Origin of the sequence: Moorella glycerini (assembly GCF_009735625.1) — a bacterium.
In the GTDB taxonomy this organism is placed as follows: domain Bacteria; phylum Bacillota; class DSM-521; order Neomoorellales; family Neomoorellaceae; genus Neomoorella; species Neomoorella glycerini.
The window spans coordinates 938299-963862 of record NZ_CP046244.1; the positions used below are offsets into that span (position 1 = coordinate 938299).

General features: G+C 52.5%; 21 protein-coding genes and 1 pseudogene. 4 read left to right on the forward strand and 18 right to left on the reverse strand.

Annotated features, from left to right (window positions below; translation table 11 throughout):
- Window positions 1–2: 2 nt before the first annotated feature.
- The 14 genes from MGLY_RS04480 to MGLY_RS04545 all read right to left on the reverse strand — a co-directional run bounded on the left by MGLY_RS04480 (window position 3) and on the right by MGLY_RS04545 (window position 18096).
- On the reverse strand, window positions 3–530 hold the full coding sequence (locus tag MGLY_RS04480; RefSeq protein ID WP_156272126.1) for a 4Fe-4S dicluster domain-containing protein: 528 nt from the start codon (window positions 528–530) through the stop codon (window positions 3–5).
- Complete coding sequence (locus tag MGLY_RS04485) at window positions 527–2638, reverse strand: molybdopterin-containing oxidoreductase family protein (RefSeq protein WP_156272128.1); 2112 nt, start codon at window positions 2636–2638, stop codon at window positions 527–529. Before MGLY_RS04485 ends, MGLY_RS04480 begins: the two co-directional genes overlap by 4 nt.
- Window positions 2628–3908, reverse strand: a complete 1281-nt coding sequence (locus tag MGLY_RS04490) for an NAD(P)/FAD-dependent oxidoreductase (protein WP_156272130.1) — start codon at window positions 3906–3908, stop codon at window positions 2628–2630. The genes MGLY_RS04485 and MGLY_RS04490 overlap by 11 nt, the downstream gene beginning before the upstream one ends.
- Window positions 3893–5314 (reverse strand): hypothetical protein, encoded by a 1422-nt coding sequence (locus tag MGLY_RS04495; RefSeq protein WP_156272132.1) that lies wholly within the window; start codon window positions 5312–5314, stop codon window positions 3893–3895. The genes MGLY_RS04490 and MGLY_RS04495 overlap by 16 nt, the downstream gene beginning before the upstream one ends.
- Before the next feature lie 12 nt (window positions 5315–5326).
- Window positions 5327–5752 carry a 4Fe-4S dicluster domain-containing protein gene (locus MGLY_RS04500; RefSeq protein ID WP_156272134.1) on the reverse strand — a complete coding sequence of 142 codons (426 nt, stop codon included), beginning with the start codon at window positions 5750–5752 and terminating at the stop codon, window positions 5327–5329.
- A gap of 22 nt (window positions 5753–5774) precedes the next feature.
- Entirely contained in the window at window positions 5775–6413 is a 639-nt protein-coding gene (locus MGLY_RS04505; RefSeq protein WP_156272136.1) for a flavodoxin family protein, read from the reverse strand.
- A 42-nt stretch (window positions 6414–6455) separates the two neighbouring features.
- A complete protein-coding gene (locus MGLY_RS04510) occupies window positions 6456–8096 on the reverse strand; it encodes a sodium:solute symporter family protein (RefSeq protein ID WP_156272138.1) in 1641 nt (546 codons plus the stop codon).
- Window positions 8097–8173: 77 nt separating this feature from the next.
- Window positions 8174–9025, reverse strand: a complete 852-nt coding sequence (locus tag MGLY_RS04515; protein WP_054935987.1) for a dihydropteroate synthase — start codon at window positions 9023–9025, stop codon at window positions 8174–8176.
- A complete protein-coding gene (locus tag MGLY_RS04520) occupies window positions 9026–9664 on the reverse strand; it encodes a cobalamin B12-binding domain-containing protein (RefSeq protein WP_054935986.1) in 639 nt (212 codons plus the stop codon).
- Window positions 9661–10725, reverse strand: a complete 1065-nt coding sequence (locus MGLY_RS04525) for a uroporphyrinogen decarboxylase family protein (RefSeq protein ID WP_156272140.1) — start codon at window positions 10723–10725, stop codon at window positions 9661–9663. Before MGLY_RS04525 ends, MGLY_RS04520 begins: the two co-directional genes overlap by 4 nt.
- Window positions 10726–10922: 197 nt before the next feature.
- A complete protein-coding gene (locus MGLY_RS04530; protein WP_156272142.1) occupies window positions 10923–13004 on the reverse strand; it encodes a sigma-54-dependent Fis family transcriptional regulator in 2082 nt (693 codons plus the stop codon).
- Between the two features lie 251 nt (window positions 13005–13255).
- Window positions 13256–14872, reverse strand: coding sequence for a sodium:solute symporter family protein (locus tag MGLY_RS04535; RefSeq protein WP_211662076.1), 1617 nt, complete (start codon window positions 14870–14872; stop codon window positions 13256–13258).
- Between the two features lie 100 nt (window positions 14873–14972).
- Window positions 14973–15431, reverse strand: coding sequence for an OsmC family protein (locus MGLY_RS04540; RefSeq protein WP_156272146.1), 459 nt, complete (start codon window positions 15429–15431; stop codon window positions 14973–14975).
- Between the two features lie 568 nt (window positions 15432–15999).
- Window positions 16000–18096 (reverse strand): sigma-54-dependent Fis family transcriptional regulator, encoded by a 2097-nt coding sequence (locus MGLY_RS04545; RefSeq protein ID WP_156272148.1) that lies wholly within the window; start codon window positions 18094–18096, stop codon window positions 16000–16002.
- Window positions 18097–18435: 339 nt separating this feature from the next.
- On the opposite strand from MGLY_RS04545, the gene MGLY_RS04550 reads away from it, so the two are divergent.
- Together MGLY_RS04550 and MGLY_RS04555 are read left to right on the forward strand one after the other, a co-directional pair.
- Window positions 18436–18645, forward strand: a complete 210-nt coding sequence (locus MGLY_RS04550) for a 2-oxoisovalerate dehydrogenase (protein WP_054935980.1) — start codon at window positions 18436–18438, stop codon at window positions 18643–18645.
- Complete coding sequence (locus tag MGLY_RS04555) at window positions 18642–18887, forward strand: type II toxin-antitoxin system HicA family toxin (RefSeq protein WP_156272150.1); 246 nt, start codon at window positions 18642–18644, stop codon at window positions 18885–18887. Before MGLY_RS04550 ends, MGLY_RS04555 begins: the two co-directional genes overlap by 4 nt.
- 230 nt (window positions 18888–19117) lie before the next feature.
- Here the strand turns inward: MGLY_RS04555 and MGLY_RS04560 are convergent, their stop codons facing one another.
- From MGLY_RS04560 to MGLY_RS18740, 4 genes are all read right to left on the reverse strand, one after another.
- Entirely contained in the window at window positions 19118–19420 is a 303-nt protein-coding gene (locus MGLY_RS04560) for a hypothetical protein (RefSeq protein ID WP_156271665.1), read from the reverse strand.
- A gap of 11 nt (window positions 19421–19431) precedes the next feature.
- The gene (locus MGLY_RS04565) at window positions 19432–20232 is read right to left on the reverse strand and encodes an ExeA family protein (protein ID WP_156271664.1); all 801 of its coding nucleotides are present in this window, start codon (window positions 20230–20232) and stop codon (window positions 19432–19434) included.
- A gap of 1 nt (window position 20233) precedes the next feature.
- The gene (locus MGLY_RS04570; protein ID WP_156271578.1) at window positions 20234–21490 is read right to left on the reverse strand and encodes a helix-turn-helix domain-containing protein; all 1257 of its coding nucleotides are present in this window, start codon (window positions 21488–21490) and stop codon (window positions 20234–20236) included.
- A 142-nt stretch (window positions 21491–21632) separates the two neighbouring features.
- On the reverse strand, window positions 21633–22163 hold the full coding sequence (locus MGLY_RS18740; RefSeq protein WP_422880088.1) for a DUF6431 domain-containing protein: 531 nt from the start codon (window positions 22161–22163) through the stop codon (window positions 21633–21635).
- A gap of 347 nt (window positions 22164–22510) precedes the next feature.
- Here MGLY_RS18740 and MGLY_RS04580 point away from each other — a divergent pair, with 347 nt between their 5' ends.
- Window positions 22511–23770, forward strand: a complete 1260-nt coding sequence (locus MGLY_RS04580; protein WP_156272152.1) for an RNA-guided endonuclease InsQ/TnpB family protein — start codon at window positions 22511–22513, stop codon at window positions 23768–23770.
- 487 nt (window positions 23771–24257) lie between these two features.
- A pseudogene (locus MGLY_RS04585) lies at window positions 24258–25504 on the forward strand (IS110 family RNA-guided transposase).
- Window positions 25505–25564: the final 60 nt, after the last annotated feature.

Here is a 25564-nt window from a genome sequence, read left to right on the forward strand (position 1 = left end):
ATTTATCCTAAAGCTTTCAAGAATAACACTTTATCGTCCTGTCCATCCCCCAGCCCCTCTACAACCGCTTTGATCCCCCGGGAGGCTAATTCTTTTTGCCGGTTACTGAGATGAGCCAGTATATCTTCTTTCTTACCAAAGCGGCGGGCCCCTGTAGTACAGGCTGAGCTACAAGCCGGCTCTTCTCCTTGTTGCAGCCGTTCCCAGCAAAAAGTACATTTTACCGGCTCATTGAAAAGGGAATTGTAGTTAATGGCCTCGTGCGGGCAAGCAGCTACACATAATTTGCATCCCAGGCAATTATCCCGCTCCCATAAAACGATCCCATCTTTATTTTTAATGAGGGCACCGCCGGAACAAACCGCGCAACAAGCCGGCTGCTCACAGTGGTGGCAGGAATAATGGCGACTCCCATCCACCTTCAAGCGGGGTAAGGAGTAATTGGTGTTGCCAGCTTGCCGGCAGGCTATAGTGCAAGCCTGGCAATTAATACATAAAGCACTATCCACCAGCAGGACATAATCCATCATTTCCCTCCCCTCCCCGGCAGGGCCCTGGATATACGGCACTGGAGATTTTTATGCATAAAACCGCCCCCGACGGGATCGGTAAGAGCTGGGAAGAGAGAATTGGCCGGCTCCCGGCCAAAGACCGCCTGGCCGTAATAGGGCTGGGTAAAGACACAATTAGGTGGTAATCCCGCTACCGGGCGGGCAGGTAAAGTAATGGCGCCATAGGCCGTCTCGACAATAAGTTCTTCGCCCGGGCGAATACCCAGGGCCGCTGCCAGGTCAGCATTAATTTCCAGGCAGGGCTCTTGCAAATCCCGCGCCCAGCTGCTGTACTGGCACTGGGTATGGTAGTGATAAGCCACCTTGGCGGTACTTAGCAGGAAGGGGTAATCGGTAACCTTTTCCCGGCTGTTCCCGGGAGCTTGCAAGACATCCTGGAAATAAGGGTAACGAGCAGCCAGTATTTTCGCATCCATTTGTTCCAGCTCTACCTTGCCGGAAGGAGTTGGGAAGCTCTTATCTTCATATAGGCGCCGGCGGGGCTCCTGACCAGCAGGAAAAGGATAGCTTATTCCCCCGGCACTAGAACGTAAGGCCGCAATAGTAATGCCCTTGATAGACGGTGTAAACTCACGCTCCAATTCCCAGCTTGAGGCCGGGTCAGGCGGGAAATATTCGGCCGGTAAATGCAAGCGCCTGGCCAGGAGCCGGAAAAATTCAGCTGCCGATTTGGCTTCTCCTGGCGGTTCCAGGACAGCTTCCCGCCACTGCAGGACACGATTAACACTGGCCTGGGCGGAAGCTTCCTCCAGCCAGTGGGTGGCCGGGAGGACAATATCAGCACAGGTTGCCGTATCATCCATTAAGAGGGTATGGCTGATTACCAGGTCAAGTTTCTCCAGGGCCGCCCGCATCTGCCGGGAAGCCGGCCAGGTAACGGCCGGATTACCGGCTACGTAGAGGACTTTAATCTCCCCCCCTAACATGGCCTCATAAAATTCTTGCGCGTCCCGTTTTTTTTCCGGCTTAGATACCAGCTCTGGCGGAATCAGGCCCTGGACTTTACCATAATCGACGATGTGGGAAATAATCCCGCCCCCGGGTTGCCCGATATTACCCAGGATGGCCATCAAGGCCTCAAAGGCCAGCAGGGCACCGGTCCCATTACTGGCCGTTGCCAAGCCCCGGCCGGGGTAAAAAAGACCCGGTTTGCGGTTAGCCAGGTCCCCGGCCAGTTGCTCGATGGTCGCGGCTGGAATTCCGGTAATTGCCTCCGCCCTCTCTGGTGTATATTCCCGGACGGCTACCGCCAGGCCGGCAAAACCCCGGGTAAAGCCAGCCACAAACTCCCGGTCATATAGTTCGCGGGTAATGATAATGTGGAGCAGGGCCAGTCCCAGGGCAGCGTCCGTACCCGGCCGGATTGGGATGAACTGGTCCGCCTGCCTGGCTGTATCGGTCTGGCGGACATCGATAACAATGACTTTGGTGCCCCGGCGCCTGGCCTCCTGCACCCAGTGGAACTGGCCGGCCTTGGTCTGGGCCAGGTTATTACCAGCTAAAAGGAGGAGCCTGGCCTCCATTACATCCGCCAGGGGATTAGGAGTTGCAGCTGAGCCAAAAAGGGAAATCCGGGCCCGCCGCTCTGATTCATAGCATATAGGGGACGTGCCATAGGAATTCAGTCCCGTGAGTTCAGCAAAAATACCATGAATAAACTTGCTATGGGACCCCCCGATTTTAGAAATAATAGCAGCCACCGCAGCATTGCCGTAAGTTTCTCTAGCCTGCTCCCACCGGCCGGCAATCAGGTCCATGGCTTCTTCCCAGCTCAGGCGACGGAAATGGCCCCGCTCCTTTTTTAAGGGATAAAGGACCCGGGCCGGGCTGTTTAAAATCTGGGCGGTTTCCATGGGTTTGGGGCAAATGTGCCCTTTATTCCAGGGATTATCCGGGTCACCATAAATACCCGCCAGCTTCCCCCGGGCATCCAGGGCAACTAGCAGGCCACAGCCGCCGTTGCAAAGGCCACAAACACTGCGCACCAATCTTCTGGCTTCACTGCTCCCGCTAACTTCCTGCCGCCGGGCCGGCCGGATATAGCGTGCTAATAGATTAGAATACATTGGCCACTACCCTCCCCCACCCTTGCTGTGCAGGGTTACGGAATTGTTGCCACAGCCTGGCTACCCCGAAATTACCTTGAATAAATTCTTTTTCGTGACCCTCTATTACTGCCCCCCTGGCTATAAGCCCGGTTATAACTCCAGCTCCCCGGAGATCACCAATTAAAGTCATCCCCGCCAGGCGACCCTTCCTGGTAACAATTTTGCGGTAAGTCATTCTTGTTGAGTCTAAAGTAAAGTATTCGCGATCATCAACACCTGTAGCTGCCGGCAGGCCGGCACTGGCCAGGGGTAAACCACCTATTTCCGTGGCGTTGACAGCCAAAGATCCCCTGTGCTCCCGTGGCAGACCCGCCATATTATATCCAGCCACCCTGCCCTGGGCGGCAGCACTCGGCCAAACGGCCACTATACCCCTTTCGCCCCGGGCCAGGTCGAAATGTTCGGCCACATCACCGGCAGCATAAATACCCGGTAAACTGGTAGCCATATGGTCATCAACTATAATCCCGGCGTTGATGTCCGCCCCGGCATCCGCCAGCAAGTCATAGTTAGTTTTGACTCCTACTCCTACTACTACCAGATCGCAGGGGATAACCCGGCCGTCATCCAGGCTGACCCCGGTAACCTTATCCCCATCCAGGATGGCTGTAACCTGCCGGCCTAATGCTAAGTCGATACCCCTGGCCCGTAAAGCTATTGCTATCAGGCTGGCGCCCCGCTCGTCTAAAGCCTGGGGCAGGAGATAGGGTAAAAACTCCACAATAGTTACTGCCAGCCCTAAGCCCCGCAGGGCGGCAGCAGCTTCCACCCCTACCAGGCCGCCGCCGATAACGACGGCTTGCCGGCAATGAGCAGCAAAGGACTTTAACTGGCGGGCATCCTCCAGGTTACGGAAGGTAAAAACGCCACAGGCTTCCCGGCCGGGAATGGGCGGTATCCGGGCCGCCGCCCCGGTAGCAATGAGCAAACGGTCATAAGGAACTTCTTCGCCGCCGGCCAGGACTACCACCCCGGAGGCCGGCCGCACTTTAACGGCCCGCCGGCCCAGACAGGTCCTGACGCCCAGGGCCTCATAGAAAGAAGGAGGCCGGATCCACAGCCCTTCCTCCTGGATTTGCCCTTCAAGATAATAAGGCAGCAGGCAGCGCGAGTATGGTGGCCCTGTTTCCGTGGAGATTAACGTAATCTTACCCCCTGGATCCTCGCAGCGGATGGCCTCCACGGCAAAAACAGCGGCGGCACTGTTCCCAACTATGACGTAGTCCATCCTGCTGCCACCTCCTCTGCGGCGGAACCAGAATGGCAACTGGCACCGAAGAGCCCGGCCGTGCCCGGGCTGATAAAATTAGCCATCTGGCTGGCTAAGAAAACTTCAGCCCCATGGGCGATGACCGTTGCTATTCCCGGATAAGCCCGGCTACAGCCAATAACCGGCCAGTAAACTTTCAGCGGCAGTTTCCCTTGAACAGCCGCCGCCACTGCCAGTCCCCTGACCAGGCCCCGGCAACCGCCTAAATGGAAAACCTGCCCCATATAGCCGGCAGCAATCAATTCGTCCAGGCCACAACCACCAGCCAGGACGAGGAAACCTTCTTCCAGGAGCTGGCGAGCCAGGTTAACCGTCCCGGTGCCTTCACACAGGAAAAGCAAAGCTATCCCCCGCATCTCTTTAGCCAGGGCTTCTCCTGCCAGAACTTCCACCAGGTCTTGCTGCCAGCCCGTTAACAGGGAGTGAGGTTTAAACGCGTAATTACTGGAGATTACCGGGCCTTCCTGATGGGCTGCCAGGGCTTGACGAATTAATTCCTGCGCCAGGCCTTCCCAATTGGAACCATCAGGTTTAATTTCATTAAGATTTACGCCCTTTATCCTGCTGCCGGTTAATTGAAAGGGGAGTAAGACACCGCTGGTGTCCGCTATAGCTACCAGGTCCACCACACCCGCCGCCATAGTTTCCCGCAGGACTGCTTCATTGCCCAGGTAAGGCAGCCCCAGCCGCCAGGCTAAATAATCCCCCTCGCGGCCGGCTGCTACAAGCTGGATGCCCCTGGCGCCATAGTTGTCTATTGGAGTAGCCGTGGCCGCAATTTGCTTTTTGATTGCTGCCGCCAGGTAGGGTCGGCTACCGTCAATAACGATCGATACTACTTCCGGACTTAATAGACCCGGCCCGGCAGGAACTGTAGTCAATGAAGTTAAACCCAGGCTGTCATTGTATAGCTTCTCCTGCTGAGCAAGCCCGGCATAAAAGGCCGCCAGGGCTACGCGGATGGCCTTGAGTTCCAATTCTTCCCGCCTGCTGCTGCCGGGACGAGCAACCTGGGCTAAAGCTGAAACCATCTCGGCCCCTGCTGGTCCAGGCCATACACCCCTATCTTTCCACAGGCTTAATTTCCCGGCAGGAATAGTAGCTGCCACAGCAGTCTCCAGCTGCCAGCTTTCTTCCAAATAAAGGGCACTGCCGGCCAGGACCTTTTCTAAAGTAGACCGTCCCGCCAGATTATCAGCCCCGGCGCCGCAGGCACCCAGGCTGGCGCCATAACCAAAAGGATCAATGCGGCAAGGTCCCTGGGGACAGCGAGTACAACACAGGCCCAATTTCGCAAAACCGCACCTGAGCCCTTCAGGCTGGCGCCGGGGTGTTTCCGCCAGGATATTTTTGGAGTTGAACATGCTAACCCTCCTTCACACCGCGAACGGCCCTTCAGCGTAGATTAAAGCCCCGGTAGGACAGGCATGGGCACAGGCCGGCTCCCCGCGACCGCTACATAAATCACACTTCCAGGCCTTCCTCTTGCCGGGAAAAGGAAACACCGCCCCTAACGGGCAGACGGTAACGCACATCCAGCAGCCGACACATTGCTCCCAGTCGCTGGCAACTCCCCCCTCCGGAGTAAAATGCATGGCCCCACTGGTACAGGCTTTGAGGCAAAGCGGGTCCTGGCAATGGCCACAAACCGCAGGCCAGGCGCCTTCCCCGGCTGGCTGGACCTGGAGGCGGGGCCTGTTGCTAGAACCTGGAGCATTAGTACGGGTCTGGGCTTCAGAACAGGCCAGTTCACAGGCCAGGCAGGCCAGACAACGCTCAGGGCGGACAAATAACTGTTTCATCGCTTTTACTCCTGTTCCCCTTCTACGACTCACCGGTGCTTTCTCCTATCCGTCGTCCCAATTCTCTTCCCAACTCCCTTGCCCGGGCCACCAGTCTTTCGTTATCACCGGCCCGGCAAAACATTTCTGGCTTTATTGCGTGGCTCCCATAATACAAGGGGACATTGCTATAAGCACATTCTTCACCATACCCGCAAGAAAGACAGGGAGCATTGCCGGGAACCTGGATACTACCTACCAGGTTCATGCGATACCAATTAAAAAAGTATCTCAGGTATTCTTCCACCCTGGTGGCATCGCGAAATCCTCCGGCTACCGCTATGCCAAACTTACCCTGGGTTAACATCACACGATGCTTCAGGGGATAAAGCCTCTCTAAAAAAGTTTTCGTTAAGGCGTTTAATGAAAAAAAGGTGGGGAAGCCCCCGATGACAATCCCCCGGGCAGCTTCCACCTTGGCCAGGATTTCATTCATCCCATCCTGCTGGACACACCTGTTGGTAGCAGCGCATTTTAAACACGCCAGGCAAGGACGCAGGTGGTAACGGGATAGCTTGATAAACTCTGTTTCCAGGCCGGTAGCGACAAGGATTTCCTGGATAACAAAATCCAGATTACTATTAACTATTGAACTGCCGCTAAAGCCGACTACTAAAGCCATTTCTTTTGCCTCCACCGAAAACTACTTACATTACCCCTGCAATTATACACCCGCCGGTCTTTCCTGAGGTATGCTCCCACAATCTTCCTCCAACTCCCGCGGCCCCACCAGGGAGAGGACCAGGCAGAAGCAGCCCACTACTACCAGGAAGGCCACCAGGCCAAAAAGCCCCATCTTATATAACCACCCGAAACGGGTAACAAGGAGCAGTACCATGGCTGCCGTCAGTATCCCGGCGCCCATAGCCAAGTTCTTCTTCCCAGCTGTAAGCTCGCCGCCTACTTGCCACTGGCCGGCCTTTTCTACCAGCGTTACCATTATCAGGGCCAGAATGTTCATGGACATACCAAAGAATACCGGGTGGATGTTGAGGTAAAATTTGGCAGGGTCCCAGTGACCCAGGGCATACCAGGTGAGACCGCTGATAAAGCCTGCCGCCAGGGCGGCTACCGCTGCTCGCTTCGTGGCCAGGGGCCAGAAAAGGGCGGCTACTACCGGCGCAAAGGTCGCCCCGTTGCGGAGTGTCCAGGCAAATACATTCCACCAGGCAGCCTGCTCGCTACGGAGAATGCCAAAAATAATCATCATTACCGTTAAAACTACCAGGGAAACCTTGGTGTAGTAAACCTTCTGAGCATCCGTTATCTTTGGGTTAATGGCGGCCATGGTGTCCCGTCCCAGACTGGTGGCCCCGGAAAACTGGCAGGGGGCACCCCACCCCAGGGCACAGGCCCAGACACCAAGGAAAAAGAGGCCTACCAGGGGAGCCGGTAAAACCTGCGCCAGGTACAGGGGCACCTGTACCATGCCCCGGGTACCACCAGGGGCTACTACCGCCGCCGCCAGGCCGAAGAGCACGCCGAAGAAGATAAAGATAATGTTGGCGGCAAAGGCCATGAGCAAACCTTTACGCCCTTCCTCCACCGTCCGGCAGGAGAGGGCCATCTGGAAGGCTGCCTGAGCCAAAAGTACGTTAATTAAAAAGGTGGCAAACCAGGCGATGATTAACTGCAAACCCACCCCGTCCAGGCTGAACATGGCCGGCTTGCTAGCCGCCAGCTGGGCCAGGCCGCTGAAGCCGGGTTTGATAAAGAAGGCTATGCCCCCTATAATAAACATAATGGCAAACATGATGTTATTGGCCGTCTGGGTGACCACTACCGACCACATCCCGCCGGACTGGAGATAAATTAGCAATAACAATGCCGTAATAACTACCGCCATGGTAATAGGTATATGGGTAAAGGCAGAAACAGCCGAGGCAAAGGCCAGGGTTGTAGCCACCGACCACATGGGGAAGGTAAAGGCGGTAATGGCGCCCGCCACACCCAGGGCCACGCGACCAAAATGGTCGCCAATCAACCCTGATATGGTCACCATCATCCGTTTCCGGAAATTACCGATGAGAAGCAAGGCAATAATCAGGACATGGACCATTTCGGCCACACCGTACCACCCGGCCGAAATGCCTTTTACATAGGAAAGTTCCATGATGGCAATAAATGAGGAGCCGGAGAATAATCCCGTGATACAGACAAAGACCATCCACGGCCGGAAAGAACGGCCACCGACAAAGTAGCCTTCGCTGCTCTGGGCTCTACGGCGTACCACGTTGCCCAGAAAAATCAAGACGGCCGTATAAACTATGGCTAACCCAATGACCCAACTACCAGTAGCATTCATTACCATACCTCCCTTTCCCTCAGACCTAGGGCCTCTAGCTCGTAGCGTAATACCTCGCAGGCTAGAATAAAAACCATCTATGCCTCCTGGTAATGGCGATAATCCTCAAGATAACGCATGGCCCACTCATCCCGGCCAGCAAGCAAGTCGGCAGCCCTGATACTCCGGCGGATCCCCCTTGCGATAGGATCAACAATCAAGGCCGTCGCCCCGGCAGCTATGGCCTGGGCAAAAAAGGCCTTATTGATAGCCTGGCGATCGGGTAACCCGTGGGAAACATTGCTGGCCCCTAAAATCAGGTTTAAACCTAATTCCTGGGCCACCAGGCGCATGGCTTCCAGGGTAATGACGGCTGCCTTTTGATCTGCTCCTACCGTCATGGCCAGGCAGTCAATAATAATGTCTTCCGGCCTGAGGCCAAAGGCGATAGCCCGTTCCAGGATATGCCGGGCTATGGCCAACCGCTCTCGCGGCTCCTGGGGGATGCCTTTTTCATTCATGCAGAGGCCAACGACTGCTGCCCCGTACTCTTTAACTACTGGTAAAATACGCTGTAAAGATGCTTCCTCGCCCGTTACTGAATTTACCAGGGCCCGGCCGTGGTAAGCCTTAAGGGCTGCCTGTAGGGCTTCGGGCTTGCTGGAATCAAGACATAAGGGTACATCGACAACATCCATTACCGCTCTAACCGCTTCCGGTAAAAGGGCAACTTCATCAACGCCGGCAGCCCCGACATTAACATCCAGCATATCGGCCCCGTTTTTTACCTGGGCTACGGCCTCTTCCTGGATTAAAGATAAATTACCTTCCTGGAGGGCCATGGCCATCCTTTTCCTGCCCGTAGGGTTAATCCGCTCGCCGATGATTACCGTGGGTAGGCCCGGACCAATTTCTACCTGTTTATCTTTGCGTGAAAGTATTGTCTTCATTTAACTCACCTTCAGTAATTCATTGGCCACATCTACAGCTGCAGCCGCATCTTTACCATAACCATCGCAGCCAGCTTTCCTGGCAAACTCTTCCGTGATGGCAGCCCCACCAGCTATGATTTTTACCTTATCCCGCAGGCCGGCATCCTCAAAGGCTTTAACTGTCGCCGGCACATAGTTCAAAGTAGAAGTGATCAGGCAAGACATGGCAATAATATCCGCCTTATAATCCCGGGCCGCCTGGACAAATTTTTCCGGGGCAATATCAATCCCCAAATTAATTACTTGAAAACCGGCACCCTCGAGCATCATGGCTACCAAATTTTTGCCGATATCATGGAGATCTTCTTTTACAGTGCCAATAACTATTACTCCCCGCGAGTTTGTTTCTGAAGCTGAAAGTAAAGGTTTCAGTATATCCAGGCCCGCGTGGGTAGCCTTGGCGGCAATCAACACTTCCGGGACATAAACCTCGTTGCGTTTAAATTTTTCCCCGACAACATTCATGCCGGCAATGATACCTTCATTCAGGATTTGTTGCGGGTCAAAGCCCTCCTCCAGGGCCCGGGTACAGCATTCTTTAACTACATTTGGCTTATAGGTGATGATGGCATTTTTAATTTCCTCCAGGATGCTCACGCTATCTCCTCCTTTTGCTGGGCGGCAATTTTGGTAGCCGAATATTCCCTCGCTGTTTTTAACATTGCCCTGACATTTGCATCGGGAGTTCCATAATCACACCCGACGGCATCAATGGAAAGCTTGTCATAAGGAGCGCCAATATCAATGATCCGTTTTACATCTCCGGCAATTTCTTCCGGCGAACAATTTAACATGCGGACAGGGTCGATGCGGGCATTGACAAAAACGTCTGGCATGAGTTCCCGCAAACGTTTTAAATCCGTCATGGGACCTACTTCCAGGAAGGAGAGATTGTTAACCTTGGCATAACCCTCCAGCATATGATCGGCCTTGCCACAATGATGGATGCCGAAGGGCTGTAAGGTTGCTGAAAGCCTGTTTTCGTAAGGGAGGACAAATTCTTCAAAGGCCTGGCGCGAGATCTGGACTACCGTACAATCAGGCAAAACATACATTTCTGGCGGTGCCATGGGCGTAACTGACGAAGCCAGGGTGCCCGTCCGGCTTTTGACATAACGGGCCAGCTGGATAATGGTTTCCGTACAGATATTAAATAGATGATGCACCAGGTCGGGATTTTCAAAGAAATCGATATAGAGCTGGTCTCCCCGGATCTTTAAACCCAGGTTTAAAACCCCGGTGGTATTAATGTTACCGGTGACCCGGCCATATTTTTGTTCCAGGTAATCCATTTGTTTGATAATTTCCGTCATGGGGTAAGCCTGGGTAATATCGGGTACTTTTAACTGGAAGATCTCTTCTTCTGATAAATTAGCCGGTACCGCCCAGGGAATGGCGTCATCAAAGAATTTAACTTCGCACCCAAAGACCTCCGGCAAAAGAACCATACCGTAATCAATAAAAGGTTCGGGTTCGGGATCGGGTTTCCCCATACCTACATCGCCAAAACGTTCATACAGGATACGCTGCTGTTTTTGAAAGGCATCTACCCGGTAGTCAGGATCATAATAGTACTGGCGGTTATAAGAAATACCGTAATTCTTATACCACCAGCTGGGATAAAAGCCCACTTTAGCGTTAATATATTTGGTGGCCATTTGGCAAACACCCCCTTCAGTTATCTGGTAATTAAATTTTTGCAAGAATCATGCCAGGGATGAAAAATAAAAAAATACCTGACTTTCTTAGTCAGGCATAATTTATTTTCAGTATTTTTGACTTAATTGGTGCGCGGATGTACCACTTTTAATATTAAAAACCTAAAAGCACTTTAATTTCGCACTGGTACGCTAGGCTACCAAGTGGTGCTCTGCTGTACCAGTCCATATTCGCGGGCCTTACGTAAAAGGGTGGAATGGGCTATCCCCAAACTTTCTCCCGCCCGCCTCAAGCTATGGTGCTCCTGCAGGGCCCGGGAGATAAGCTTTTTTTCTAATATCCGGGTGGCCTCATTAAGGGGAATTAAATCATCTACGTAAATTGTTACTCCTCCCTGGCCTCGATCCTTACAGATATAGGCCGGCAGGGATTTACAGGTAATTACCTTTTCTTCCGTAGTTACCACCAGGCGTTCGACCAGGTTCTCTAGCTCCCGGACATTTCCTGGCCAGGTATAGCTTATAAAAGCAGCAAAAACATCTTCCCCTAACTGCTTGTTTAAGCCGTAACGCTGGTTATACTTTTGTAAAAAAGCCCGGGCCAGGGGTAAAATATCCTCCTTGCGTTCACGCAAGGGTGGAATTTCAATGGGCACTACGTTAAGGCGGTAGTAAAGGTCCTGGCGAAATCTCTTTTCCGCCACCAGCTGGCGTAAATCCTGGTTGGTAGCAGCAATGATCCTTATATTGAGGGCAATCGGCTTACGCCCTCCCACGCGAAAAAGCTGCTGGTCCTGAAGTATCCGGAGCAATTTAACCTGTAAATTTAAAGGCATTTCCCCAATCTCATCCAGGAGAACTGTGCCCCCGTTAGCACATTCTAATAAACCTATTTTGCCCCCGCGTGTGGCGCCGGTAAAAGCCCCTTCTTCATAGCCAAATAGTTCGGATTCCAACAGATTTTCCGGGATGGCACCGCAATTAACCTGCACAAAAGGCCCGTTATGCCGGGGACTGGTACGGTGAATTATTTTGGCAATTACCTCTTTCCCTACACCTGATTCTCCTGTTAACAGGACGGTGGAATCAACATGAGCCACCCTGATAGCCTGTTCTACAATCCGTTCCATCTGTTTGCTCTTAAATATAATTTTTTCTGTTTCTAATAAACGCGCCCGCAGTTCATTTAATTCTGTGGTGAGCCGGGCGGTCGCATCACGATTTTGCTCCAGTTCTGCCTGCAGGCGATTGAGCTCGGTCATATCGCGAATGTTGACCACAACCCTGGCAATTGTTCCTTCTTCCGTAAATACCGGATTACCGGTAATCAAAACGTCCCGCCCTGCGGCTGTAATTACTTTGACAGTGGCTGGTTTTTTATGATGGGTTACCTGTTGAAAAATATCGTCAAGATATTTATTTTCCTGAAAGTTACATCCCGCCTCACCCAGGATACGCTCATAACTGGAATTAAAGCGTAAAACATGTTTATCCCGGCCCAAAACAACAATACCGTCATAAGAAGAAGCAATGATGCTTTCCAGTTCATTATTCAAGGCTTTAACGGCACTTAATTCATTATAAGCATTTTCCAGGGCGGAAATATCCTGCAGTACGGCAACTGCTCCGGCCACTTTATTATTAAAATATAAAGGATTTTCGCTTAAAATAATAACATTATCATTTAATATTACCCGTCGTCCATTTATCACCTGGTTGGCCTTAATATCTGTAAGCAAATCACCTTCAGGGAAGACATCTTTTATTTTTCGCCCTAAAATAGCTTTTGCCGGCATGCCAAGTATTTTTTCAGCCGCAGCGTTAAAGTGGATAATCTCTCCTTCTTCATTAACAGCTATAATACCATTCGGTACAGCTTGCAGGATAACTTCTAACTGATTTTCTGTTTCCTGGAGAGCCTCGTATACCTGGTTAATAAGACTAAGGCGAGTTAAAATTCCTTTCAGCTTCTGGTCATTATCTACCACCAGGAGGCGTTCCAGGGGTAAATGAGCAACATCATGAAAGGGTGTATCTTCATGGATACTTACCAGATTACGATCCATTACTTCGACCACAGGCGTATCAAAGCTTTTTCCTGCTCGCAAAGCCTTAATCAATTCCCGGATGGTAATTATCCCTACTATTTTGTCGTGTTCGCTTATTATAGGCGCACAGGTAAAGGGGCCACAGAGATAGATATCGGCTGCCTCGCTCAAGGTGGCATTGGCAGCTAAAGTTTGGGGTGTATGATACATAACTTGTTTAACGCGAAGCATCCCCTATCCCCCCTTATATTTCGATATAATTTATTATACATTCCCTATATATAAAATTCAATTGAGCTGTATTCCTGCCTTCACTGTTCTGGACCTCTCCCCAGACAATACCTACACCTGGCCCCCCAGTAAAAAGCGGCTCCTGGCAGTCGCTTTTGCGATTTCCTAAAAGTTTGGGGAAGATCGGCGAGCCCTTGAAAAACCTTACCGGGCAACCAATCTTCCCCTTTTTACTACTACCTTGCCGGATGCTATTTGCCCGCCGGGCCTGCCTGGGGCCTGGCCTCCGCTACAGCTAAACTCTCTGCCCTTTCTTCTCCGGTAAAGGCAATTACCATGCAGAAGGCAGCAATAAAGATCAGGAAAAGGACCATGCCAAAAACGCCTTTAGCATAAAGCCAGGTAAACTGGTTAACAGCCAGGATGATTAATGCCAGGCCGGCAACCATGGCCCCGAAACCAACACTCCTGGCTGCTCCTTTCCCGGGTATCGCCCAGCGATAGCTGCCAGTCCTTTCAATCAAGGTAACCAGGGTTAAAGCCGAGACGTTAAAGATCATACCAATCCACACCGGGTGGATGTTCAGGTAAAACTTCGCCGGGTGCCAGCCGCCCAGGTGATACCAGGTTATACCAGAAACAAACCCGGCGACCAGGGCGCTTACAGCTGCCTTTCTGGTAGCCAGCGGCCAGAAGAGCACCCCGATGACGGGAGCAAAAGTGGCCCCATTGCGGGCCGTCCAGGCCAGGACATTCCACCAGGCGGCCTGTTCCGTGCGCAGGAAGCCAAAGATAATCATTAAGCCGGTTAAAATTACCAGGGACCATTTGGTGTAGGCAACCATCTGCTTATCGGTAACTTCAGGATTCAGGGACGAAACTACGTCCCGTCCCAGGCTGGTGGCCCCGGAGAACTGGCAGGGAGCCCCCCACCCCAGAGCGCAGGCCCAGATACCCATGAAGAAGATGCCCACCAAGGGTGCCGGTAAAACCTGGGCCAGGTATCTGGGTACGGCTACCAGGCCACGGCCGACGCCGGGGGCTACCACCGCCGCTGCCATGCCAAAAAGAACGCCTAGGACGATAAAAACAATGTTAAATCCTGCTGCCCAGAGGAGACCCTTTTGTCCTTCTTCCGGCGTGCGGCAGGAGAGGGCCATCTGGAAGGCCGCCTGGGCCAGAAAGACGTTGACCAGGAAGGTGCCGAACCAGGCGAGGATTGTCTGCAGGCCAACGGTAGTCAGGCCGTACATGGCCGGTTTGGTCACCGCCAGCTGGGCCAGGCCGGCGAAGCCGGGTTTAAGGAAAAAGGCTACCAGACCGATTATAAACATCAAGGTAAAGGCCACGGTATTGGCCGTCTGGGTAAAGACCACCGACCACATGCCGCCAGCCTGCAGGTAAATTAGCAGGAGCAGGGCGCTGAAGATTACCCAGGTAGATAACGACATCCCTGTAAAGGCGCTCATGGCAGCGGCAAAGGCCAGGGCATTGGCGGTAGCGTACATGGGAAAGGTAAAGGCCGTGACAGCGCCGGCGATGGCCTTGGCCGTGCGCCCGTAGCGTTCACCGATCAACCCGGATACGGTCACTACCAGGCGTTTGCGGAAGGGTATAACAAAAAATAAGGCAATAATTATCACATGGATTAATTCAGCCACGCCATACCAGCCGGCAGAGATGCCCGTGGTATAGGCCAGTTCCAGGATGGCGATATACGAGGAACCGGAAAAAAGCCCGGTTATACAAACAGCCACCATCCAGGGCTTGAACTTACGGCCGCCCACCCAGAAGTCCTCACCGCGGGCGGCCCGGCTTCTGGCTACGTTGCCGGCAACAATCAGAGCGACTGTGTAAATGACAGCCATAAATAAGATCCAAAAAGCGTAGGTATTCACTCACAGTTCCCCCCTGTAGCCTTGTTAAGATTTAATTCTCTCTAGTGAATGCCTTCCCCGATATCCACTTTTAATTACCGCTGGCTTCTTTTAAGAAGGGGTAAGGATACTCCTGGCCGTTAATTTTAAAAGCATACTCGATGGAACCGGCTGTCTTCATCATATTGGCTGCCGAACAGTACACCTCGTCAGCCAGCTTGATGGCGTGGGCCACCTTGTCCGGCGGGATATTGGCCCCCTGGAAATGATAAACTACCCGCATATGGGTAAAAATTTTGGGATGGTCGGCAGCCCTTTCGCCTTCAACCGTAATGGTCAGGTCATCATAACTGACCCGCATTTTTTGCAGGATGTGGGTAACTTCGATACCGGTACAACCGCCCAGGGCCATAAGCATCAGTTCCATGGGCCGGGCACCCTGGTTCTCGCCACCATAGATGGGGCTGGCGTCCATGGCCACCCGGTGGCCGGCACCGTCATCCCCCACAAACTGCATCTTACCTGCCCAGTTGACTGTGACTTTTGCCATCGAAATCATCCTCCTCTGGGTTATTCTACCCTGAAAATAACTTCGCTCCAGGCTGGCATTGTTTTTGCTCGCTCCCTGGTCCTCGCGGATCAGCCTACGGCTCAGCCTTGGGCTCGGGCGCCCAGCACTCACTAAACTCAGGTGCCTCCAAAGGTAGTGCGACTGCATAAACCGAAGAACTGGTTACTGTAACTTGGTTACTGTGAGTGCTGGGCGGCCTATTCGGCATCCTTGCCTTTAGAATCCGGCCTTTGGCCTCTCTGTCCTCGGCCCCGCCCTCGCTCTCGGCACAGCCTGCGGCTGCTTAACCGCTCGGACCAAGTCGCTCGCTCCAAACAAATGCCAGCCGCGTTAGCGGCATAAAAGTCTTGTTACCGCTATCACTTATTTTGTAGATTGCAAAAATCATGCCAGGGTATATAAATCCCCTTGCACCATCTCCGGCTACAAGGGGATGGGATAAAAAAAGAACCTTTTCTGGTCTGTTTGCGCACCAGTAATCCCGGTTATTTACTTTGTTCATGTGGTCACATTATAATTTAACCCCGTAAATTAATCCGGTGCAGTTTCAGACCGCTTCGGTGCAATTTTGCACCACAAGCTCGTAGGACTGGGCCTTGCGCAATAAAGTTGAATGGGATACCCCCAGGGCCCGGGCGGCCTGGCGCAGGCTGCCATACTGTCCCAGGGCCATGGTAATTAATTGCCGTTCCATCTGTTCCCTGGCCTCCCGGAGGGGTAAAAGCTCCCTGAGGACCAGGGTTTTGCCGGCCTCTTGTCGTTCCCCTTGGAATTCAAGGGGCAGATGTTCCGGCTGGATTAAGTCTCCTTCGCCCATAATGACTACCCGCTCCATGGCATTCTGGAGTTCCCGGACATTCCCAGGCCAGGAATAAGCCTCCAACACCTTGCAGGCAGCGAAGGACAGGCGTTTAGCCGTACCGTATTTATTATTAAACCCTTCCAGGAAGTGCCTGGCCAGGGGCAGGATATCTTCCCGCCGCTCCCGCAAAGGCGGAATCCTTATAGGCACTACATTTAAACGGTAATAGAGGTCTTCGCGAAAAGTCTTTTCCCGGACCATCCGGGCCAGGTCCTTGTTGGTCGCAGCCAGGACGCGGACATTGAGCTTAATGGCATGGCGACCGCCAAGGCGATAAATCTCCTGCTCCTGGAGAAAACGCAACAACTTGACCTGCAATCCAAGGGGCAGGTCGCCTATTTCATCCAGGAAGAGGGTGCCGTTATCGGCCACCTCCAGGAGACCAATTTTTCCTTCTTTACTGGCCCCGGTAAAGGCCCCCTTCTCATAACCGAAGAGTTCTGATTCGAGCAGGTTTTCCGGGATGGCACCGCAATTAATTTCCATAAAGGGACCGTTACAGCGCCTGCTGTGCCGGTGAATCAGCCTGGCGATTACTTCCTTACCGACACCAGATTCCCCGGTAATCAGGACGGTAGAATCGACGGCCGCCACCCTTAAGGCCTGGTCCACCACCCGTTGCATGGCCGGGCTCTGGCGGATCACCTCGGGAGCCGCCAGGTGCCGGGCCCGCAGGGCCTGGATTTCAGCTGCCGCTCGCTGGGCCTCTTCTTTGAGATGGCGCAGTTCCGTCATATCGCGGATGCTGATGACCACCTGGGAAACGGTCCCCTCTTCGTTAAGGATGGGACTACCAGTTAGTATGGCTTCCCGGCCCGCCGGCGTCTGGTACATGACGGTCACCGCCTTGCGGCTGTCCCGGACCAGGCAGCAGAGCTGGTGGAGTTGATCTTCTGCCAGGGTGGCATCCGGCTGTAGCTTGTGGCCCACCAGGAGCGGCTTAGCGCCCGGCGCCATAATGCGGCCGTAGGCTTCGTTCACCCCCAGGACAACGCCCTGGCTGTCAATAACCACCATGCCGTCGTAGCAGGCCTCAATAACGCTCTTGAGCTGCCGGTTTAAAGACTTGACCACCTGCAGCTCGCTGGAGATGGCCTCCAGTTCGGAAATATCCTGCAGGACCAGGACAACTCCCTGCTCATGGCCCTCCCTGGTAATGGAACTGCGCCGGATGGCCAGGGTTCTATCTCCTGCACGCGCCTTATGAAACTGGTCACCGGCTGCTTTGGTAAGAAACTGGCTTAAACCAGACGCCGCCAGGACGGTGGCCGCCGGCTGCTCCAGGGCTGCTGCCACCGGCAGGTCGAGGAGCCGGGCAGCCGCCGGGTTGATGTGGCATATTTTCCCTTCCCGGTCGACGGCAATGATACCGTTTGGTACCGCCTCCAGTACTGCCGCTAGCTCGCGTTCCGCCTTTTCAAGGGCCCGGTGCACCTTATTGATCAGGCCAATCCTGGTCAGGACGCCGCTCAAGCGCCGCTCTTTGTTTAAAACAATGAGGCGATCAATGGGTAAATTGGCCACCTGCTCAAAACCTGTATCCTCATCGATGCAGACCAGTTTCCTATCCATGACCTCTTCAATAGGCGTAGCCATGGTAGCCCCCTGCTGCAGGGCTTCCAGGAGGCGAAAGACGGTAATAATGCCCACCACTTCGCCGTCGGCGTCCAGGACCGGAGCGCAGTTGACCTGCTGCCGCTGGTAGACGGCCACGGCATCGGCCAGGGTCTGCCAGTAGTATAACGTCTCCGGGTTGTTGAGCATTACCTGCTTGACCTGCATGAGATACACCAGCCCTTAAAAATTTAGGGATAGGCCCCGTACTACTTTCTACGTCAAGAGACCAATCCCTATTATAACAGGTGGTGCGCTTTTGCACCAGATACAAAAACAGCCGGCCTGGTATTGAGCTGGGGCCGGCTATCTGTTGGGCCAACTTTATAAGCAACCAGCCTTGCGAAAGGTGGGAAGGAAAAGTAGATAATTTTTACCTAGATGGTTACCATGGGATGAGATACTGCTTTTGCTAAAAGCTCGAGAGTGATAAAATATTAAGTAGAAAGTTGCTTTTCGACCCGGAGCTGATTTAAATTTTGCTTAAATGGGGAGGTATGCATCAACTTGGATCAAGAAATTCTCTTCCTTGTCGAAGAATCTCCTGAAGGCGGTTACGAAGCTCGTGCTCTCGGTTATTCCATTTTTACAGAGGGTAAATCAGTGGAAGAACTTAAGGATTCTGTTCGCGATGCAGTTCGCTGCCATTTTGAAGAAAAGGATTTACCGCGGGTGATTCGCCTCCATTTTGTAAAGGATGAAGTAATCGCCGTATGAAAATCCCGAGGGACATAAGCGGGGAAGAACTGGCCAGGTTACTCGCCAAGTTCGGTTATCAGATAACGCGGCAGACTGGTAGCCATCTACGTCTCACCACTATGTTTAACGGTGAACATCATATCACCATTCCCCGCCATAATCCATTAAGAGTAGGTACTCTTAATGGCATACTAATTGATGTTGGAAAACATCTAAAGATCAGCAAGGAAGCGTTGGTAAAAGACCTTTTTAATAACTAAGGGGGCCACGTGGTTGCCCCCTTAGTTGTTTTATAGAAATTCGCCCCCTAAAACCTACCCCTTGTGGGGTAGTGTCATTTAGCACATTAAATTAACCACCGTTTTTCAAATTAAAGTAACTCACGCCGCCGGCACAAACTGCAAGATTATCAAATTACAGCACCCCAAATTCTCAGGAATTGCACATTAGCACAATAAAATCCCCAAAGAAAAAAGCCGCTCAACGCGGCCTAAAAAGAAGGGGCCTTGAACCGTTCCGCCAATTTTTTATCAAGGGCAGCCAGGCGTTTTCTCTGGAAATCAAATCCTTGTTCCAGTTGCAACTGGCAAATAAAGCTGTAATAATGGGGTTCCTCGCGGGCGGTATAGAAAGACTCCAGGTATTTTAGCAATTCAGCGTAAAGGTCGCGGGCGAAATCCAATACCGGGCGTTCCAATTCCTCACCGTAGGACCCAAAAGTATTCGCCCAGAGGACGAAAGCCAGGATCTCCAGGAGACTTTCCACGTCTCTGGGGGAATCAAGCTTAAGCATAGCCACCACCCTTAAAGGCCAATTTCGGTAGCTGCCTGGCGTACCACATCAGCACTAATCAGCTGGGCTTTAAGCTGGGCGCCCCAGAGGAGGGAAGTCAGGGCCAGGTTGTTCACCAGGCGCGGCCAGCCGCGGGAGCGAGAAGCGATGGCCTCGACGGCAGGCGGCTCAAATAAAGGCCTGGTAGCCCCCACCAGGGATAAATGGTGCTCCAGGTAGGCGCCCACCTCCTCACGGTTTAAAGGTTCCACCTGGAAGCGAACCACCAGGCGTTGGGCCAGAGACTGGGTCTGGTTCAACTCCAAGCGGCTCAACAAAAAAGGCAAGCCGGCCAGGACCAGGATAAAAGGATTAAAGGCGTCCATGGCGAAATTAAAGAGCAGGGCCAGGTCCAGCAGGAATTTGGGGTTAGCCAGGTGCATCTCATCCAGGATGAAGACGGGCGTAATCTTTTTATCCCGGAAGAACACCTGGACCGCCTGCTGGATCTGGTGAAAAAGGTCAATCTTGCGGAAAGACGGTTCTTCCCCCAGGCCCCGGGCCAAACCGCGGTAAAAATCCATGACCGTCCCTGTGGCCAGGGGCAAATAAATAACCTTAAAGAGGGCCGGGTTTAAATTAGCACAAAAGACCCGCAAGGCAAAGGTCTTACCGGCTCCCGGTTCCCCCACCAGGACCCCCATGCCCCGGACGCGGGATAAATACTCCAGCCGGGCCCTCGTTTCTTTTAAACTGCAGGAAAGGAAGGCATCCTGGGGTTTTAGCTCCTTGCCAAAAGGAGCCCCTTTTAAGCCATAAAAAGCCTGGTACATTCTAGTTTTGGCCCCCTCCCTGTAAGCTGGCAAAAGAAAGTTTGCTCTCCCGCTTTGCCCGGGCGTTAACACTGAGCGCCACCGGCTGTGCCACCGCCACCTCTTTACCGGCCACAAAAATCAAGACCCGCTCCAGTTTTTCCGGGTCAAAGCGCACCTCCACCCGGTTGCCGATAAATTGAGGCGGCACCTCAAAAAGGCGCTTGTTAATGGAGATAGTAGCATCATGATGTACCCGCCGTTCCTCCCGCTTGAAAAAAAGCGGCTCCAGAACAGCCGGGTCGCTCACCATCTTAACCTGGCTGAACTGGGACATAAACTTATCCAGGGGGCTCATACCCAAAGCACTGTGGACCTGGCGGTGATAATCTTCCTCCAGCCACTGCCAGAAAGAGCGGTTCAAGTTATCCAGAGATTTAAGGTGTTCATCTTTAACCAGGGGCAAGAAACGCTGCCTGACGGTCAAGAAGAACCTTTCGATCTTACCCTTGCTCTGCGGGTCATAGGGTTTAGTATTGATCAAGGCTATCCCCAGGGCCGCGCAGGCCAGCTGCAGCTGCTCCGAACGATAGATTTTACCATTATCCACGTAGACCATCTGCGGAATGCCCCGGCGTAAGATAGCCTCCTTGAAGACCACCTTCAAAGACTCAAACTTCTCGGAAGTAAAAAACTGGGCAAAAGTCACCAGGCGGGAACAATCATCGATAAAAGCAAAGAGGAAAGTAGCCACCTTTTTGTTGCCAACGCGAAGGTAAGGCCCGGCCGCCACATCCCCCTGCCAGAGGGTATTCACCGTATCATAGGCAAAGCGTTTCCGTTCCGGCTCCCGCCGCATCTCCCGGCCTAAAAGCCCCCTGGATTTCAGGAAACGGTAAATGGTAGCGTAAGAAACGGCGTCCGGTAAAATAACACCTTTAGCCACCAGTTGTTCATAAAAGACAGAAGCCGGACAGGAACGCTCCTCCTGGCGCAGGGCCAGGAGTTGCTCCTGTAACTCCGGGGATAAGGCCCGCGGCCTTCCCCGGTCAGAACGCCTTTTCGGTTTTAACCCCTCAAACCCCTCGCGGCGGTAATCCCTGAGCCAGCTGGCAATGGTCTGGGGGCTATAGTCGCAGAGGCCATAATACGGTACTTCATGGGGTCTGGCCGTAATACTCTCCAGGTAGGCCTTCCTGCTGGCTACCTGACCCTGCAACAACGGCGCAATCAAGCTAAAGCGAAAAAGAGCGATATTTTCCCGGTCCTTCTCGTCCATCACAACCCCTCCCCAGGATTTAAGGTTAACCGGTCCGGTCATTTACCAGTTTAACCTTAACCTGTCCCCCAGGACAGGCAAAAGGTGTGTGGTGGCTAATGTAGCAGGGAGGCTTTACGGAACCGGGGAAAGCATGGTAAAATTAATTAGCCATAAAATTGCGCCGGAAATGATTATGGAACCTTTGGGAAAAGGTTTCGGCGTTGGGGAACGCGGCAATCATTTCCAGCAATTTTATGGCCCTTTGTTTAAATTCCGGCGGGATTATTTCCTGGTAACCCTGCTCCCGGAAGAAGGCCTGGATGCAATTCATGTTCTTCGCCCAACGGCGGCGGTAGAACTGGAGCAGCTGGTAGTAAATAAGGAGGCGGGCCTTGGAGAAGAAATATATGAGACAGTCCAGAATGAACTTAAGGGAATACTGGTAATACGGCAGGAGAAAGGAAGGCAAAAGAGAGAAGGTGTGCCGGCAGGAGCGGCACCAAAAGCGGCAGATGGGCAGCTGTAGCCACTTTTCCGAGTCACTACCGGCATTACGCCAGTAAAAACCATGCCGCTTTAGAGCCTGCCGGGCCATACAGATAGGGCAAGACTCTATGACGGGAAACTCATTTTTCTTACCCCGGGCAGCATAATCCTCCAGGGAAATACCGAAATTGTATACCAGTTGCATAAACAGCCCCCCAGAATAATTTGCTAAAATTATATCACTTTGGGGGAACTGTTACATGTTATCTCGATATTTTAAATTGATAAAGTTAGGACTAGTTTTAAGGATGATAGTGTGCTAAATGACAGGGTAGGATTAAGGGGACATATTTGATTTTAAATACATATAGACCAAACTTATGTTCTTGCGGTAAAATAAAGTTGTGGAAAGAAAAATTAACCATTGTGTATACAACATCAACTATCATATCGTTTTTTGCCCCAAATACGGTACCGCTGGCCATGTCAGCGCCGACACCATCCGTAAATATATCGAAACTCAAAAGTCCCATGCGAAGGGAGGTGAAAAAAATGAGCCAGTTGCAACGCAATACCACAGCCAAGAAAAGCAAAGGGCAAACGCAAGGTGACGTGCTGGTAGAAAAAATACCCCTTAAGTTAAAACCTACAGAAGAAACATTGGCCAGGGACATCCAGAGAGAATCTGCCAGGGTTTGGAACACCGTCATGACCATCCACCGCTTATTCTGGTTCAAATACGGCGTCTGGATAGATGAAGCCATGATGAAAGAGTTCCTTAAAGGAAGGTTCAACGTCCATTCTCAGGACGTGCAGGCCATTATTGAGACCTACTACGAATGCTGGGAAAGGACGAGGAAGCTTCACGAAGAAGGGCATCCAGAGTGGCGCTATCCCTGGCGGCTGAAGCGTTTTTTCACCTCCACGTGGAAAGTGACCGGTATCACCGTAGAAGACAAAAACTTAAGGCTGTCCAACGGCTGGAAGAAACCGCCGCTTAAAGTAAAACTGCCGGCCAGGCTGAAAGGAATGGCAATCAAACAGGTCCAGCTCGTTTGGCGCCGCAACGGCTACTGGCTGCATGTAGCGGTAGTTAAGCCCGCCCTGGAGAAAGTCCAGGGGGACGCTGTAGCAGCCGTAGACCCAGGCGAAGTCCATGCCTTAACCCTGACCGACGGGCAGGAAGCCCTGGTCATCAACGGCCGGCATTTGCGTTCCCTGCGCCGCCTGCGCAACAAAACCTTGAGGAAGTTTCAAAAGGCCATTTCCCGCACTAAAAAAGGCTCCAACCGTCGCAGGAAACTCCTGGCGGCCAAGTACCGCTTTTTAAATTGGATTGGAGCCCAAATATCCCACGCCGAACATGCCGTCACGAAAATGGCGGCAGACTGGTGCCTGGAACGCGGGATAAAGAAGGTTTACCTCGGCGATCCCCAGGGTGTAAGGGAACAGGACTGCGGCCGGCACCACAACCAGCGGATGAGCCAGTGGAGCTTCGGCCGGCTGCGGGAGTTGCTGGAATATAAGCTCAAGCGGCACGGCATCACTCTGGAGAAAATCGAAGAACGGGGCACTTCCGGCACCTGCCCGCTATGCGGCAAGTATACAAAGCAGACCGGCCGCGTTTACCAATGCGGTAATATGGAATGTGGTTTTAGCGGGATGCACCGCGACGTGCTAGGCGCTACGGGAATACTGGACTTAGCAGTAAACGGCCGGTTCACCCCGGGCCGCAAGTTACCGGAGATAGTGTCTTACGCGTGGCCTGCGGTATTAGCCCCAGTACAGGTCAGCAAGATGAAAGCCGCATAAAGACGTATCTACGCTGAGTAGTAGACGCCTCTGGACCGGGCCATCCGGCATTTGGGGTTAACCTGGGTGTCTGGATGTAGCGCATTGAAGGGGAATAAGACCTGTCTTCCGGCAGGCATCTCCCGATGAGGTGCTGAGGACCGTCCGGGATACCCGGCTGCTTTAATAAAGCCGCCGGGCTTGTCCCGGCGGAGGTTCACGCTTATCTATACGCGTACTAACCGGCCATGCCTGGAAGGCACAAACAATCATGAAAATAGAAAGAAGTGATTACAAACATCTGATTTTCTGCTACATTGGACTTATCAGGGACAAAGGTTGAGTATATTTTGATGGTATAACCTCGAGTACTAACCTAACCTGATTGCCTTTGAGCACAGCCAATTGTCGCCCCTTGTTCTTAAGGACTTGGGAACAGCACGGGTGTTAAACTTCTTACTTTCTCGGGCAATCATCCCTGAAATCCAATGAAGCAGGAGGAGTTCTTATGCAAGACATCTTGGAAACCTGCTGTGGTTTGGACGTCCATAAAGATACCGTGGTTGCCTGCCTATTAAAAGGCAATATTGGCGAGGAACCGACAAAAACCATCCGCACCTTTTCCACCCTTCTGCCCGGGCTTGATGAACTGAAAGCCTGGCTGGAAGCAGAGAACTGCCGCCATGTGGCCATGGAAAGCACCGGGGTTTATTGGCAGCCTGTATATAACGTCCTGGAAGAAGCCTTTGACGGCAGTATGGTTTTGATTGTTGCCAACGCCCGGCACATGAAAAACGTTCCCGGTAAAAAGACTGACATGAAGGACGCTGAATGGATAGCTACCCTTTTACGCGCCGGATTGTTGGAAGGAAGTTTTATCCCCTCCAAACCTATCCGGGAACTCCGTAATCTAACCCGGTACCGCAAAAGTATTATCGAAGAGATTGCGTCGCAAAAGAACCGCATCGAAAAGCACTTACAAAGCTGCGGTTTCAAGCTCTCCACCTTCCTCACCGATATCTTCGGGGTATCGGGCCGGGCGATTATGGATCACCTTTGCCGTCACGGGAAGATATCCGCCCGGGAAGTAGAGACTTTGGTAAAGGGTCGTGCCAAGAGTAAGCTTCAGGAAATCAAGCAGGCTGTCAATGGCAAAATGGATGTTCACCAAAGGGAGTTCCTCAAGCTTTTGCTGGGCTGGCTGGATCAGCACTACGAGCATCTTCGATTGGTAGAGCAAAAGCTGGAGGAAAAACTTAATCAATACCAAAGACAACTGGAACAACTGGACGGCATCCCGGGGATTGACAAAACCGCTGCCGCCGCTATTCTGGCGGAAATTGGCATCGATATGAGCCGCTTTAAAACTGCGGAACATATCTGTTCCTGGGCGGGCTTAAGCCCCGGCAATAATGAAAGTGCAGGAAAAAAAAGTCCACTCGCACCACCCACGGTAACACCTATCTAAAGCGAATTCTTTGCGAAGTTGCCTGGTCCATCACCCGGGTACGCGACAGCTATTTATCGTCCTGGTACTGGAAGGTCAAGCAACGCCGCGGGGCCAAGAAAGCCCTTATCGCTTTAGCCAGAAAGCTCCTGGTAATCATTTACAACTTACTAAAAAACGGTACAGACTACGACGAGACTGCATTTGAGAAAGCCAAACAAAAGCAAGAAAGGTTTCGGATCAAGAAAATTATTGCTGAGGCCCGGAAGCTGGGACTCGAGGTAAGGGAAGTCGCCCAGGTCGTTTAACACTATACCCTCAAAAAGGATTAACCTGGCTGATGCAAGTTCATGCATCTGCTAGCTTAT

Bases quoted from the DNA above. Each gene is read 5' to 3' on its own strand.
- MGLY_RS04515 (WP_054935987.1), bottom strand. From the start codon at position 9,025: ATGAAGACAATACTTTCACGCAAAGATAAACAGGTAGAAATTGGTCCG.
- MGLY_RS04505 (WP_156272136.1), bottom strand. From the start codon at position 6,413: ATGGCTTTAGTAGTCGGCTTTAGCGGCAGTTCAATAGTTAATAGTAAT.
- MGLY_RS04560 (WP_156271665.1), bottom strand. From the start codon at position 19,420: ATGCTTAAGCTTGATTCCCCCAGAGACGTGGAAAGTCTCCTGGAGATC.
- MGLY_RS04545 (WP_156272148.1), bottom strand. From the start codon at position 18,096: ATGCAGGTCAAGCAGGTAATGCTCAACAACCCGGAGACGTTATACTAC.
- MGLY_RS04580 (WP_156272152.1), top strand. From the start codon at position 22,511: ATGAGCCAGTTGCAACGCAATACCACAGCCAAGAAAAGCAAAGGGCAA.
- MGLY_RS04565 (WP_156271664.1), bottom strand. From the start codon at position 20,232: ATGTACCAGGCTTTTTATGGCTTAAAAGGGGCTCCTTTTGGCAAGGAG.
- MGLY_RS04555 (WP_156272150.1), top strand. From the start codon at position 18,642: ATGAAAATCCCGAGGGACATAAGCGGGGAAGAACTGGCCAGGTTACTC.
- MGLY_RS04510 (WP_156272138.1), bottom strand. From the start codon at position 8,096: ATGAATGCTACTGGTAGTTGGGTCATTGGGTTAGCCATAGTTTATACG.
- MGLY_RS04490 (WP_156272130.1), bottom strand. From the start codon at position 3,908: ATGGACTACGTCATAGTTGGGAACAGTGCCGCCGCTGTTTTTGCCGTG.
- MGLY_RS04530 (WP_156272142.1), bottom strand. From the start codon at position 13,004: ATGCTTCGCGTTAAACAAGTTATGTATCATACACCCCAAACTTTAGCT.
- MGLY_RS04485 (WP_156272128.1), bottom strand. From the start codon at position 2,638: ATGTATTCTAATCTATTAGCACGCTATATCCGGCCGGCCCGGCGGCAG.
- MGLY_RS18740 (WP_422880088.1), bottom strand. From the start codon at position 22,163: ATGCAACTGGTATACAATTTCGGTATTTCCCTGGAGGATTATGCTGCC.
- MGLY_RS04535 (WP_211662076.1), bottom strand. From the start codon at position 14,872: ATGGCTGTCATTTACACAGTCGCTCTGATTGTTGCCGGCAACGTAGCC.
- MGLY_RS04500 (WP_156272134.1), bottom strand. From the start codon at position 5,752: ATGAAACAGTTATTTGTCCGCCCTGAGCGTTGTCTGGCCTGCCTGGCC.
- MGLY_RS04525 (WP_156272140.1), bottom strand. From the start codon at position 10,725: ATGGCCACCAAATATATTAACGCTAAAGTGGGCTTTTATCCCAGCTGG.
- MGLY_RS04480 (WP_156272126.1), bottom strand. From the start codon at position 530: ATGATGGATTATGTCCTGCTGGTGGATAGTGCTTTATGTATTAATTGC.
- MGLY_RS04540 (WP_156272146.1), bottom strand. From the start codon at position 15,431: ATGGCAAAAGTCACAGTCAACTGGGCAGGTAAGATGCAGTTTGTGGGG.
- MGLY_RS04570 (WP_156271578.1), bottom strand. From the start codon at position 21,490: ATGGACGAGAAGGACCGGGAAAATATCGCTCTTTTTCGCTTTAGCTTG.
- MGLY_RS04495 (WP_156272132.1), bottom strand. From the start codon at position 5,314: ATGTTCAACTCCAAAAATATCCTGGCGGAAACACCCCGGCGCCAGCCT.